15 protein-coding genes are annotated in these 12,233 nt (G+C 55.7%); 2 read left to right on the forward strand and 13 right to left on the reverse strand.

Annotation, left to right across the window (positions count from 1 at the left end):
• Positions 1–18: 18 nt before the first annotated feature.
• Positions 19–774 (forward strand): ABC transporter ATP-binding protein, encoded by a 756-nt coding sequence (locus K5Y33_RS06250; protein WP_036650049.1) that lies wholly within the window; start codon positions 19–21, stop codon positions 772–774.
• Positions 775–1,369: 595 nt separating this feature from the next.
• Here the strand turns inward: K5Y33_RS06250 and K5Y33_RS06255 are convergent.
• Complete coding sequence (locus K5Y33_RS06255; RefSeq protein WP_176972279.1) at positions 1,370–2,008, reverse strand: RpiB/LacA/LacB family sugar-phosphate isomerase; 639 nt, start codon at positions 2,006–2,008, stop codon at positions 1,370–1,372.
• 128 nt (positions 2,009–2,136) lie between these two features.
• Here K5Y33_RS06255 and K5Y33_RS06260 point away from each other — a divergent pair, with 128 nt between their 5' ends.
• Positions 2,137–2,466, forward strand: coding sequence for a cupin domain-containing protein (locus tag K5Y33_RS06260; RefSeq protein ID WP_222233496.1), 330 nt, complete (start codon positions 2,137–2,139; stop codon positions 2,464–2,466).
• A 16-nt stretch (positions 2,467–2,482) separates the two neighbouring features.
• Here K5Y33_RS06260 and K5Y33_RS06265 read toward each other — a convergent pair whose 3' ends face one another.
• The 12 genes from K5Y33_RS06265 to K5Y33_RS06320 form a co-directional block, all read right to left on the reverse strand.
• Positions 2,483–2,980 (reverse strand): protein disulfide oxidoreductase, encoded by a 498-nt coding sequence (locus K5Y33_RS06265; RefSeq protein WP_222233497.1) that lies wholly within the window; start codon positions 2,978–2,980, stop codon positions 2,483–2,485.
• Positions 2,977–3,699, reverse strand: coding sequence for a DsbA family protein (locus K5Y33_RS06270; protein ID WP_222233498.1), 723 nt, complete (start codon positions 3,697–3,699; stop codon positions 2,977–2,979). Before K5Y33_RS06270 ends, K5Y33_RS06265 begins: the two co-directional genes overlap by 4 nt.
• On the reverse strand, positions 3,699–5,699 hold the full coding sequence (locus tag K5Y33_RS06275) for a protein-disulfide reductase DsbD (protein ID WP_222233499.1): 2,001 nt from the start codon (positions 5,697–5,699) through the stop codon (positions 3,699–3,701). The genes K5Y33_RS06270 and K5Y33_RS06275 overlap by 1 nt, the downstream gene beginning before the upstream one ends.
• A 49-nt stretch (positions 5,700–5,748) precedes the next feature.
• Entirely contained in the window at positions 5,749–6,105 is a 357-nt protein-coding gene (locus K5Y33_RS06280; protein WP_101764474.1) for a hypothetical protein, read from the reverse strand.
• Positions 6,106–6,328: 223 nt separating this feature from the next.
• Positions 6,329–7,123 (reverse strand): SDR family NAD(P)-dependent oxidoreductase, encoded by a 795-nt coding sequence (locus K5Y33_RS06285; protein WP_222233500.1) that lies wholly within the window; start codon positions 7,121–7,123, stop codon positions 6,329–6,331.
• Positions 7,124–7,247: 124 nt separating this feature from the next.
• The gene (locus K5Y33_RS06290) at positions 7,248–7,832 is read right to left on the reverse strand and encodes an AAA family ATPase (protein WP_061720113.1); all 585 of its coding nucleotides are present in this window, start codon (positions 7,830–7,832) and stop codon (positions 7,248–7,250) included.
• Positions 7,829–8,266 (reverse strand): PTS sugar transporter subunit IIA, encoded by a 438-nt coding sequence (locus K5Y33_RS06295; protein WP_091003163.1) that lies wholly within the window; start codon positions 8,264–8,266, stop codon positions 7,829–7,831. The genes K5Y33_RS06290 and K5Y33_RS06295 overlap by 4 nt, the downstream gene beginning before the upstream one ends.
• A gap of 9 nt (positions 8,267–8,275) precedes the next feature.
• Entirely contained in the window at positions 8,276–8,545 is a 270-nt protein-coding gene (locus tag K5Y33_RS06300; RefSeq protein ID WP_222210468.1) for a hypothetical protein, read from the reverse strand.
• Positions 8,546–8,607: 62 nt separating this feature from the next.
• A complete protein-coding gene (locus K5Y33_RS06305) occupies positions 8,608–9,450 on the reverse strand; it encodes a class II fructose-bisphosphate aldolase (protein ID WP_101764478.1) in 843 nt (280 codons plus the stop codon).
• A complete protein-coding gene (locus tag K5Y33_RS06310; RefSeq protein ID WP_008110085.1) occupies positions 9,437–10,810 on the reverse strand; it encodes a PTS sugar transporter subunit IIC in 1,374 nt (457 codons plus the stop codon). Before K5Y33_RS06310 ends, K5Y33_RS06305 begins: the two co-directional genes overlap by 14 nt.
• A complete protein-coding gene (locus tag K5Y33_RS06315) occupies positions 10,803–11,117 on the reverse strand; it encodes a PTS sugar transporter subunit IIB (protein WP_008110086.1) in 315 nt (104 codons plus the stop codon). Before K5Y33_RS06315 ends, K5Y33_RS06310 begins: the two co-directional genes overlap by 8 nt.
• 10 nt (positions 11,118–11,127) lie before the next feature.
• Positions 11,128–12,108, reverse strand: a complete 981-nt coding sequence (locus K5Y33_RS06320) for a 6-phosphofructokinase (RefSeq protein ID WP_222233501.1) — start codon at positions 12,106–12,108, stop codon at positions 11,128–11,130.
• Positions 12,109–12,233 lie beyond the last annotated feature (125 nt).

A 12,233-nucleotide genomic window follows, 5' to 3' on the forward strand; every position in this document is an offset into this window, starting at 1 on the left:
GGAGCAATGATGAACGAGATGATCCGCGTAAGTAATCTCAACCTCAGTTTTGGTGAGGAGGAACGGCGTAATCAGGTGCTGTTCGACGTCAATTTGTCGATTCGCCAGGGTGAAATTTTTGGCCTGGTTGGCGAATCCGGATCGGGCAAAACCACGGTGCTGAAGTGCCTCGCCGGGCTGTTCACCCATTGGCACGGTGAGCTGGCGATTGATGGCGTGCCGCTGGAGCATCGTATCGCGCGCGAGCGCTGCCGCAGCGTGCAGATGGTGTTTCAGGATCCGTACGGTTCGCTGCATCCGCGCCACACCATCGGCGATATTCTTGAAGAGCCGCTGCAGATTCACGGCATCGGCCAGCGCCAGCAGCGCGTCATCGCCATGCTGGAGAAGGTTGGACTCAATCGTGCGTGGCAAACCCGCTATCCGCATCAGCTGTCCGGTGGTCAGCGCCAGCGTGTAGCCATCGCCCGCGCGCTGATCCTCGAACCGCGCGTGCTGCTGCTGGATGAACCGACCTCGGCGCTGGATGTCTCGGTGCAAGCGGAGATCCTCAATCTACTCAGCGATTTGCAGCAGCAGGAGAAGCTGACCTATTTGATGGTGACACACGATCTCGGCGTGGTGGCGCATCTGTGCCATCGCGTGGCGGTGATGCAACACGGCAAAGTGCTGGAGACGCTGGATGTCGATGCGCTGGTGCACAACCGCGCGCAGGTGGCGTATACGCAGATGCTGGTGGATGCGAGTCGGCAGGATAACGGGGTTTTGGCGTAGGGTCGCCATTGATGGCGTAATCCTTACTGATAAGGACATTTTGCTTTGAATAGGTAGCGGGCTCTGACACATCTGCTGCGTCACGGGCCGTCCTCGCGCCGCTAGCGCGGTGCCTTCGGCTTCCACGTTGTGCCGACGGACCGTTCGCGGATCGGCCGTCCTAGCCGGCCCCGAACTGCCTCACGCATCCATGCGCGAGGCTCCTGGCCCAACGTAAAAGCCTCAGCGCTGCGAATAACCCTTTTGCCTCAGCAGACGCGCCAGCGCCTCTGGCAAAGGTGCCCTTTTCAACAACACGCGCCGGCCTGCGTACTCGTCACTGGCTTAACTGACATGCATTACGTCGTCTGTGGTGACTTGAATGAACAATTGAGACGTCTGCAACGGTTGGTCCAGTAGGATAAATACGCGTGACTGTTGAATCGAAGGGATAACAAAATCGAGTGCTTCACTGACTCTGAAGCTGCCTAACTCTTAGCGTTTTCTCCGACATTTTTTCCGACATTTCCTCCGACATTTTGATGCCGGAGTGCAAATGACGAAGGACATAAACAACAAAGCCAGGTTTCCCTGGCTTCGCTCAAACCGATATTGATTACTGCGTCAGTTCACGGACAAAGCGCACGATCTCCTGATTCTGCCCATGCTCAAACAGGCAATGTTGCAGGCGCGGGCCGCTCACTGCGGTCTTAACCAGCTCAGAATCGATAGCACGCAGTGAATCGAGGTAATTCTCTTTCAGCAGCGCCGCTTTCACTTCGTTCAGAATGCCTGCATTGCGCACCTGCGGCTCTTTGCGCTCTGGCGGATAGCCGTGCCCTTTTTCACCGGTGAAGGCCTTTTCGAAGATAAAGCGCAGGTTCAGTTCCGCACCCCAGCCGAAGCCTTTGGCGAACGGCAGCGACAGCGCATTCCCGTTGTTGATTTGCGCAAACAGGTAGGCATCCGCCGGATCGATGCAGTAGCCACACACCACGCCGGGATGCAGGTTGAGCGACATCAGCGCGCCCTGGCCGGTACCGCAACCGGCTACCACGAAGTCCACCGCTTTGCTGTTAAGCAGTACGTTGGCCATGATGCCGAGGTGAATATAGGTAAGATGGTGATCCTGTTCGTCGCTCATACCGACGTTAAACACCTGATGCCCGAGCGGTTGCGCCACAGACTGAAGCTCTTTCAACACCGTTGCGTTCTTCGCAGCCTGGCTGTTTTCCATCATCAAAGCGATTTTCATGATCCATCCTCAGATTAAATTGAAACACCGTTTCATTTTAATCAAAGAACGCTAAAATGCAGCCTTTAATTCCCTTTTTGACTGTGAGTTAAGTCACACATTCACGATGCAACCTGCAAGGAGAAACCATGTTTATCTATAAAAGCGCGACCCAACTGGACGATTTAGGCAACGGTGTGACGCGCCGAATACTGGCGCACGGCGGCACCATGATGGCGGTGGAAGTCACCTTTGAGCAGGATGCCGTCGGTCCGCTGCATCACCATCCGCATGAGCAGCTCACCTATGTGCTGTCTGGACGTTTCGCATTCACCATTGATGGCGTGACGAAAGAAGTCGGCGCTGGCGATACGCTGTATAAAGCGCCGAACATGGTGCACGGCTGCGTGTGTCTGGAAGCGGGCGTACTATTGGATACTTTTACGCCACAACGCAAGGATTTTCTGGCGGCACCGTAACGTACCGCCAGAACGATTAGCGGGAAGCCCACCAGAGCCGCAGCTTTAGCCCCCAACCGCTGGTCCAGCCGCTGCTGGTGCTGATGACTTTGCCCTGATGCAGCACGATAAAGGTCGGCGTGGCGTTGATATCCCAGCGCTGGCCGATCGCCCCGCTCTCATCATTGATCGCCACGCCTTGCAGCCCTTTCTTCTCCAGCCAGGTTGCCACGCGCGCGTCACTGCCGGAACGCATCGCCACGCTCACCACCTTGTCACCTTCCTGACTCATCGCCGCTACGGTTGGCGTGGTGAGTTTGCACACCCCACACCAGGTTGCCCAGACGTACACCAGCAGTGGCCGTTCCTGACTGAGTTCCGCCAGATTCACCTCACCTTGCAGCGAGGTCAGCGGTTGTTGCGCCAGGTCGGCAGGCAGCTGCGGTGCCCGCAGCCAATCCATGCCCCACAGCGCAGCCGCGACAATCAGCACCAGCAGCAGTGCCTCACGCAGCCAGCGCTTTAATCGACTCATTGCTTCGCCTGCAGCGCGCCTTTCACTGCCGCTTCCAGCTGCTCATATGGCACCGCGCCGCTGATCATCTGGTCGCCCACCAGCGTGGCTGGCGTGCCCTGAACGCCGAGCTGCTGCGCCAGCGTCAGGTTGCTGTTGATGGTATCGAGGCTCACTTTGCTTGGCTCTTTCAGCTTGATGCCGGTCTTCTCCAGCGCCGCGTCGATGCTGGCGGTATCGTGATTGCCCTTTTTCGCCATCAAACGCTCATGCAGCTTCAGGAAGTTTTTCGGCTGCTGCTCCCACACGGTGAGCGCCAGACGCGCCGAGGTGAGAGAGGTTTCAGCACGGTACGGCAGCGGTTTGATCACCACCGCTACCTGCGGATAAGCCTTAATCAGTTTTTCGATATCGGCTTCAAACTTCTTGCAGAACACGCAGTTGTAATCGGTGAAATAGACCAGCGTCAGCGCCGGTTTTTCAGCGCCAATGCGCGGTGAACCGGTGTCGTTGAACAGCGCGTCGTGGTTTTTCTTCACCATCTGCGCCACCACATTTTGCTGCTGTTGCGCTGCTTCTTTATCAAAGGCATCAGCGGCTTCCGCCAGAATCGACGGATTCTGCACCAGGGTCTCACGGATCAGTTCTTTGATGCGCGCCTCCTGCTCAGGCGTAAAAGGCGCGGCCGCCAGCGCAGGCATGGCAAGGAACATCAGTGGCAGTAACAGGGATTTATTCATTATTTTTTCGCCTCAGAGAGAGTAGAGATCACCGCTTCACGACTCAGCAGCGGTGACAAAATCTGGCCTTGCGGCAGTGCCGGGCCATAAATTTGGTTGAAAGGGATCGCCACGCGGTCGCGGCGGCGCAGGAATTCACCGATGGCGGGATCGGGCTGCGTCCAGTCGCCGCGCAGCAGCACCACGTCATCGGCTTTGAGCGCAGCACGCACATCGGGCTGATTTAACACACGGGATTTATTCACTTTACAGGTGATGCACCAGTCGGCGGTGACATCGACAAACACCCGTTTATCCTGCTCGAGTGCCTGATGGATCGCCGCTTCAGTCAACGGCTGCCAGTGTAGCGTCTCCTCTTCCGGCGAGATACGCGTCATCAGGAACAGCGCTCCGGCCAGCGTCAGGGTGATAAACACCACGCCCGCCTGCTGCAGCGCGCGACGTTTCACCAGCCAGCCACACAACACCACGAGTAACACGCCCGCCAGCACCAGCGCGAAGGTGCTGCCCCAATGCGGCACCAGCAACGTCACCAGCCAGAAGGTGGCGAGCAGCATCAACAGGCCGAGCACGCTGCGCAGATGCAGCATCCAGCGCCCCGGACGCGGCAGGCAGCGCGCCATGCACGGTAACGCCGCCACCAGCAGCCACGGCAAACTCATGCCGACGCCGAGCGCGACAAACAGCAGCCACAGCTGCGGCAGCGGTGCCGTCAGCGCATAAGCCACCGCCGTACCGAGAAACGGCGCGCTGCACGGCGTGGCCAGCAAGGTGGCAAACGCGCCCTGGCCGAAGTGGCCGAGCAAGCCGTCGCCGCCCTGCGTCGCCAGTTTGGTATTCAAACCCGACGGCAAGCGGAAATGCAGCAGATCAAACAGGCTGGCGCTAAACAGGAACATCACCAGCACCATCACCAGCAGGAAGCCGCTGCTCTGGAACTGAATGCCCCAGCCCAGCGCCTGACCGCTGAGTCGCAGTCCCGTCATCAGCAGCGCCAATAGCAGGAAGGAGAAAATGATTCCAGCGCTGGAGGCGAGAAACTGCTGGCGCGTCTGACGCTGCGTTTGCCCTTGCTGTTGCACCAGGCTGCTGAGCTTGATCGCCAGCACCGGCAACACACACGGCATCAGGTTGAGGATCAAGCCGCCGAGCAGCGCCAGCAGCAACACCGACCATAAGGTTTGCGCCGCATCGCCGGACACCAGCGTTTCCGCGCCGATATTTATCGCGCTTTGCTGCGCAATGCCAGCATCCGCAACCACCAGCGACAGCGTTTTGCCGCGCAGATCCGGTGCCGCTTCGCCCCATTCATCGGTGACCGCTACGCGCGCGCTGAGCGTGTCGCCATTCACACGGATCGTCGGTGCCGCCAGCATGCTGCCCGGCGGATAATCGAAGAACAGTTCAGGTTGTTGCCAGCCGCCCTGACGCTGTGCGCGGATCTGCAATTCGCCATTTACAAAGCTGGCGTCGAGTTGATCGGTTAAGCCGCTAGCCGCCGGGATGCGCCCCATCGCCTCGGCGAAATCGCGGGCAAAATCGGCGTCTGCGGGCTGGGTCAGATCGAGGCTGAACGGGAAGTCGGTGAGGATGCAAACATCGCTACAGGTTGAGAGCGTCAGCGTTCCCACAAGTTGCTGGCTCGACAGTTTCGCCAGCGCGATCGGCAGCGTGATATCGCCTTTATAGCCTTGCGTGGTCAAGCCGCTGACGTCAAAACGCTCGGGCGCGGGCCAGAACCATTGCGCCTTGACCGCCGGGGTTTGCCAGCGGATTTCCGGCGCAACGCCGCCTTCGCCAGGCGTGCGCCAGTAGGTTTTCCAGCCGGGTTGCAGGCGAATATCCAGCAGCAGTTGCTGATTATCGTTGTGGCTGGCGCTGCGCAAGCGCACTTCGGCGTGGCTGTTTTGCGCATTGCGCAGCCAGCCGGTGTCTGCCGCCTGCGCAGTGATCGCGCAGCTCGCCAGCAGGAGCAGCAGGCTCCTGATCAATACAGTCATGTGAATTCTCCAGTGAATAACAGGGTTTACGCGATGTAACGCGCAGGTGTTATTCCCGGAAGACGCAAAAGGTCAGATGCCGCCGTCGCAGAGGCGGAAACAGCGGTGCGCGGCGATAGCCGACGCAAGTGGTGGTTTGTGTGAAGGTGGCGATCAGTGCCAGCAGCAACAGCAGGAAAGGCAATGCGGTATCAAGGATTGGCGCGGCGGCACTCAGCGATTTGGCGCTCAGCGCACAGGGTTTTTCGCTGCCGCTGGCATCATCACTGCTGTTGGTGTGCGCGGACGCGCTGACCTGCGCTAAAGGTGCGGAAGGCAAATTGAAGCTGCGCTGGACGAGACAAAACGCCAGCACCAGACAAACCAGTGCCAGAATCCATTTTGCGCGTGATAGCGATATCGTCATGCCGCAGCCTCAGAGAAAAGTGCGGGCATTTTAAGCATCTGCAGCAGAAACACCAAGCTTTGCTGTGTAAACTTTTGTCTTTGTGGTGCTCAATCCAGATCCAGCATCGTAGCAGCGCGATTTATCGCGCATCTCAACGAAGGCATATTACCCACCTAAACACGACGCAATAAATGGCGCCGCTACGATGATTGCGGCCATCAAATTTTATCGTTACACGGCGTTAAACAATATCATCCACCACGCCACCATCGACGCGCAGCGCGGCACCGGACGTCGCCGACGCCTGTTTCGAGCAAACATACACCACCATATTCGCCACCTCTTCCACCGTGGCGGCGCGCTGGATCACCGAACTTGGCCGCTGCGCCATCACAAACTCTTTCGCCAGTTCTTCCAGCGGCTTACCGGTACGCTTCACCTCATCTTCCATCATCGCAGCAAAGCCATCAGAGAGCGTTGGGCCCGGCAACACGCTGTTCACCGTCACGCCGCTGCCCGCCACCACTTTCGCCAGACCGCGCGCCAGCGAAAGCTGCGCCGTTTTGCTCACGCCGTAATGCAGCATATCGGCGGGAATGTTCAAGGCTGATTCAGAGGAGATAAACACCACGCGGCCCCAACCACGCTTCACCAACTCCGGTAATAAGGCCCGCGACAGACGCACGCCGGACATCACGTTAGTTTGCCAGTAGGCATCCCAGGTTTCGTCATCCACCTGATAGAAATCCTGCGGACCGTAAATCCCGGCGTTATTCACCAGAATATCGATCGGCGGCAAGCCGTTGAGCAGTTGCTTAACGCCCTGCGCACTGCCGAGATCGGCGATAAAGGTGTGAATTTTGGCCCCCGCCACTACGCCGTTAAGCTTCTCCCGTGCACGACTCACTGAGGCTTCACTGCGCCCGTTCAGCACCACTTCCGCCCCGCAGGCGGCCAGACCTTGTGCAATGGCAAAACCGATGCCGCCGGTTGATGCGGTGACTAAGGCTGTTTTTCCGTGTAAATCGATGTTCATGGCATTCTCCTGTGCGATCGTTATCACAAAAGCCTGGTTCAGACAGGAGAAGATGCCTTGACGAATCATGCGATGGCGTTGTCGGCCGCAGGGCTGATGTGCATTCAGCCTGCTGCCGACATTTTCAGCCCGATGCCGATAAAGCCGGTTGAGCGCTGATCGGCAGCCGCAATTGACGCTGCAACCAGGCGCAGGCTGCCGCCTGATCCGGGTTGCGCGCGTTGAGCTGCAACACCGGACCCAGCGCCATTGGCTGGGCGGTTTCCGCTAACTTGCGCAGTTCAGGCAGATACTCTGCGCCCGGATGTCCCGGCATGCGATCGGTTAAACGTGCCTGATAACGCGCCACCGCCTCATCCGGCGTGATCGCCAGCCACAGCTCCAGCACTCGCGTCACGCCCGCCTGCTGCAATCCCTGCTGCAGCACCTCTTTCGGCTGGAAGCCAAACCAGGCATCGATGACATAGATACAGCGCGTCGGCGCTTGCGCCACCACTTGCCAGATTGCCTGATACGCCGCACAACCTAACTGGCGATTGCGCAAGCGATCCACCGGCGCAAAGCTGGCCATAAACGGCTCTTTCAGGCTATCCAGCGTCAGCACCGGAAAACCGAACTGCTCGGCCAGCGCGCGCGTCAGAGTGCTTTTGCCGGAAGCCGGAATGCCGTTCACCAGCACCACCATCTTCTCTTCAGTGTCGGTTGTCATAGGATTTCTATCACCTCCGCCGCACTGCTGGCGTTGCGCAAGCGCACCAGCGTCTCTTCATCCTCCAGCAGCGTAACAATCGCGCGGATGCCCTCTTCAATGTGGGCGTTGCTGTCACGCGCACCGAACATAATCACGATGTCGGCTTTGTCGCTGCCGTCGAATGAGATCGGCTCATCCAGCACAATCATGCTGAAACAATCTTTCAGCACGCCGGTCTCTGGCCGCGCATGGGGAATGGCAATGCCCTCCTCAAACACGTAATAGGCGCCATGCTCCAGCGTGTTAGCGATCACCGCTTCCGGGTAGCTGGCTTTGATGTAACCGCCGTTCACCAGCGGCAGCGCCGCCAGCGCGATCACCTCGCGCCAATCCCTGGCGCTGATCCCCACCTGAATCGCACTTGCCTCCTGCAGCAGCTGTTTAATACTCATACTGCCTCCTTAAAACGATTTGCGAATGGTGTTACGCAGTTCATCAATTTTGACAAACAACGGATCAATTTCCTGACGATAGTGTCGACTTTTGGCAAAGATATTTAATGCACGATTATATTCCAGCATTAATTGTTTTTGCGTGTCTGTCGCCTGCGGATTATTGGCCAACTGTTTTTCCAGTTCGCTTATTTTCCCGCTGATGGTTTCAGCCTGAAGATCTATTTCCTGTGAATCCTGGCTCTTATTATCAGAGCCCTTTTTCAAGAATCCAAACATAGCATCTCCTGCCCCGAATGGCGCCGGGCACCTCAGGTTATTACGTCATGAGTAAGTCGGAATTAGCGGAACAGTTGAATCTTTTCTACCAGCACATTGGTCACGGCATCGTTGGCCGGAACAAGGAAATTACGCACGCTGTCGTTGACCTTGCCCTTTTCAAACGTCTGCTTGCAGTTCGCAACCCACTGCACATTCATCTCGGTGCCAACGTTGACTTTCTCAATCCCGCTGCGCACCGCAAGACGCATATCTTCATCGCTGACGCCGGTACCACCGTGCAGCACCAGCGGCGTTTTAGTGGCATCGGTAATTTCCGCCAGGCGCTGATGCTGAATATGGGCTTTACCGGTGTACAAGCCGTGCACCGTGCCGATGGAGATCGCCAGCATATCGACGCCGGTTTCATCGACAAAGCGTTTGGCTTCATCGACGGTGGTAAACGCCGCATCGTTCATTTCCACCTCTTTGCCATCTTCCGAACCGCCAATCGCGCCCAATTCCGCCTCAACCGAAACCGCCAGCGGGCGCGCCATATCAATAACACGGCGCGTATTGGCGATGTTCTCTTCAATCGGTAAATGTGAACCGTCATACATAATTGAACTGAAGCCCGCATCCAGCGCGGTTTGGATTGCGTCTAAATCCGAACAGTGATCGAGGTGCAAACAGGTCGGCACGTTACGGCTTTCCGACAATGAGCGAATCGCATCTACCAATAATTTATGTCCGAGATATTTGGCGGTTCCGGTTGAGATCTGAATCATTAATGGGCTATTGGTTTTCTCCGCTGCTTTAAAAAAGGCGGGCAACATTTCCAGGCAGTGCAAATTAAAGGAACCGAGCGCTTTAAATTCACGTTCTTTAGCCACCTGTAATAGATCGGTAAAGTTATAAAGTTTCATGGAGCTTTTCCTCATGGGATTTAGACTTGGTGGATTTTCCGTTAACAAACCAGGCGATGAGAGTAATAAAGGCGATAAACAGCGCGACGAACAGCCAGTTATTCTGGAATGCATGGCCGAGCACCAGGCCGGTACTGATGACATCCGAATCACTGAAGGTGACGCCGGTAAAACCGTAGCTTTCCAGCATCGGCACCAGAATCGCCGGCAGGAAGGTAATGAACAGACCGTGCACGAAACCGCCGATCATTGCGCCGCGACGCCCACCGAGCGCATTACCGAACACGCCTGCGGTGCCACCGGCAAAGAAGTTAGTCAGCAATCCTGGCAGAATCATCGCCAGACCAAACATCGGGAACACCAGCATGCCAACCACCGAACCCAGCGTGGTGGCGAGGAAGCCGACGATCACCGCGTTCGGGGCGTACGGGAACATCACCGGGCAGTCGAGCGCCGGTTTTGCATCCGGCACCAGACGCATGGCGATACCACGGAAAGCCGGCACCAGTTCGTTCAGCAACAGACGCACGCCGCTATACAGCACGAACACACCGCACACGAACTGAATCGACTGCATAAACGCGTACATCAGGTAGTTCATGCCGTTGCTGTACTGGCCGATAAATTCCGGACCGGCGGCGACCGCAGGGATCAGGTACATCGGCACCATCACCACCGCCATCGACAGATAGGTGTCCTGCAGGAATTTAAAGTTATCGGGCAGTTTAAGATCTTCGGTGGAGCGCGACCCTTTGCCCACCACCTTTGCCACCGCCGCCGTCAGCAGATAGCCAATGGTGCAGAAGTGCCCGAGCGCCACGTCGTCAGAATCGGTGATGCGGCGCACCACCGGTTGGGCCAGTGCAGGCATCACCACCGCCATAATGCCGCCAAAAATGCCGCCGGTAAGGATCAGAGGTAAACCTGTCAGCCCCGCTTTATAGCCAATCACCGCACCGATGGTCGCCATCCACAGCAGCGCCTGTCCGGTAAGGAAGATGTATTTGAACGGTGTCAGACGCGCAATGATGATGTTGACGATAAAGATCACCAACAGCGTCAGCGCCACTTCTGAACCCAGCTCGCGGTTTGCTAACCCGGCAATGGCGGCAACGTCGGTGATATAACCCTGCATGCCAAAGCCGTGGGTGAAAATGGTGTTCAGGAAGGTCAGCGTACCGACAATAATGTTGATACCGGCCATCATAATTAAGAAACCGAGCAGGGTTTTAAAGGTGCCTTCCACCACCTTGCCCGCCGATTTTTTTTGCAGTAGCAGACCAATCAGGGCAATAAAGGCGATCAGTATCGATGCCTGCCCCAATAAGTCTTTTACCAGGAAGTCGATGACACTATTCATGATTAGCAACCTTTAAGTTACGTTCTTTCATAAACGCCACGATTTTCTCTTCAATTTCTGCTTTGTCGGTCAGCTTATTGAGAATAATCACCCGCTTGATCTGTTCCGGGCTGGCATCGGCATTTAACACATCAGCAAAGGCTTTCTGAGTTAAAATCATGTCGGATTTAAAGGCGTTGGCTTCAGAAATGGTGGTGTGATCAATATCAGCATCAATTTCGAGTTTCTTTAATACTGACTTGGCGCTCATTTCAATCGCAAAGCTTGAACCCAAACCACATCCACAGACACATAATATTTTCAGCATGGCTATTTCCTCACAGAATTTGCAGTTGTTTAGCGAGTTTATAATGATGCCCTTCCGTATCGACCAGGCGTTTTTTCATGCTTATTAAATCAATCGGAATCGGTCGATTACTGCCATTAATAATCACCGCTTTATTGCGCATTCCCGACTGAATACAACGCGCGACTTCACTGGCCATAATGGTGCCCTGATAAATCTCTTCACAGGTAGGATCGCCATTACGCAGGCCATAACCGATAATCGTTTTACGGATACGCACACCAATTAACGGTTCAATTTGTTTAATTAAGGTATCGATAGCACCCTGAAAGCCCGGTGAATATTCACGGGTATAGCCTTCTGAGCACAAAATTATTACGCTGTTCTGCGCCGCCAGCCGCTGCGTGATGCGCTCCGCCAGCTCCTGCGGTGCAATCTGGCATTCCGGGATCAGCGCGAAATCGGCATTGGATTTGATCGCTGACTGCAAGGTTAATTCACCGCAATAACCGCCCAGCAGCTCCACCATAAATACACGACCGGTTAAGGCGCGGCCGGTATTACGTAACTTCGCCACCTCTTTTAATACCTGCTCACAGGCGGTGGAGAAACCGATACTGTAATCACTGCCAAAGACATCGTTATCGATGGTCATGCCGACGCCAAAACAGTTGACACCAAATTCGCTCAGCGTATGCAGGAATTGTAATGAGCCATCTCCGCCCGCCATAATTAATACATCGATGCGCAGTGATTTAAGGTGTTTGGCGATCATCTCATATTCCGGGCGAATTAATTTCTTGCTGGTTCGTCCCGATTGCATCACCGGAATAGCGGCGATGGCGTAATCCACTAAATCACGTTGGGATATTTCCTGGTGATTGTTTTCCAGCAAACCTGGAATACCACCATTAAATAACACCATTTCCGCTTGTGTTAAGCGCGATATTTGATACACAAAGTTATTAATCCCGGTGACATCGCCACCGCTGATCACCATGCCAATTCTCATTGTCATCATCCTTTATGCTGTGCGTCTGGAATTCATTCTTCCGATTAACCGCATTGTTATTTGCAACGAATGTCACACTTTTGCCATCAATTCACCGAGAGCAATCATTGACAGCGACTAATGAA

Source organism: Pantoea sp. DY-17, assembly GCF_019795975.1.
Taxonomy (GTDB): Bacteria; Pseudomonadota; Gammaproteobacteria; order Enterobacterales; family Enterobacteriaceae; genus Pantoea; species Pantoea leporis.

Coding starts and splice junctions, on each gene's coding strand:
- K5Y33_RS06310 (WP_008110085.1), bottom strand. CDS start 10,810: ATGAATAGTGTCATCGACTTCCTGGTAAAAGACTTATTGGGGCAGGCA.
- K5Y33_RS06300 (WP_222210468.1), bottom strand. CDS start 8,545: ATGTTTGGATTCTTGAAAAAGGGCTCTGATAATAAGAGCCAGGATTCA.
- K5Y33_RS06305 (WP_101764478.1), bottom strand. CDS start 9,450: ATGAAACTTTATAACTTTACCGATCTATTACAGGTGGCTAAAGAACGT.
- K5Y33_RS06315 (WP_008110086.1), bottom strand. CDS start 11,117: ATGCTGAAAATATTATGTGTCTGTGGATGTGGTTTGGGTTCAAGCTTT.
- K5Y33_RS06275 (WP_222233499.1), bottom strand. CDS start 5,699: ATGACTGTATTGATCAGGAGCCTGCTGCTCCTGCTGGCGAGCTGCGCG.
- K5Y33_RS06290 (WP_061720113.1), bottom strand. CDS start 7,832: ATGACAACCGACACTGAAGAGAAGATGGTGGTGCTGGTGAACGGCATT.
- K5Y33_RS06295 (WP_091003163.1), bottom strand. CDS start 8,266: ATGAGTATTAAACAGCTGCTGCAGGAGGCAAGTGCGATTCAGGTGGGG.
- K5Y33_RS06280 (WP_101764474.1), bottom strand. CDS start 6,105: ATGACGATATCGCTATCACGCGCAAAATGGATTCTGGCACTGGTTTGT.
- K5Y33_RS06270 (WP_222233498.1), bottom strand. CDS start 3,699: ATGAATAAATCCCTGTTACTGCCACTGATGTTCCTTGCCATGCCTGCG.
- K5Y33_RS06250 (WP_036650049.1), top strand. CDS start 19: ATGATCCGCGTAAGTAATCTCAACCTCAGTTTTGGTGAGGAGGAACGG.
- K5Y33_RS06265 (WP_222233497.1), bottom strand. CDS start 2,980: ATGAGTCGATTAAAGCGCTGGCTGCGTGAGGCACTGCTGCTGGTGCTG.
- K5Y33_RS06285 (WP_222233500.1), bottom strand. CDS start 7,123: ATGAACATCGATTTACACGGAAAAACAGCCTTAGTCACCGCATCAACC.
- K5Y33_RS06255 (WP_176972279.1), bottom strand. CDS start 2,008: ATGAAAATCGCTTTGATGATGGAAAACAGCCAGGCTGCGAAGAACGCA.
- K5Y33_RS06320 (WP_222233501.1), bottom strand. CDS start 12,108: ATGAGAATTGGCATGGTGATCAGCGGTGGCGATGTCACCGGGATTAAT.
- K5Y33_RS06260 (WP_222233496.1), top strand. CDS start 2,137: ATGTTTATCTATAAAAGCGCGACCCAACTGGACGATTTAGGCAACGGT.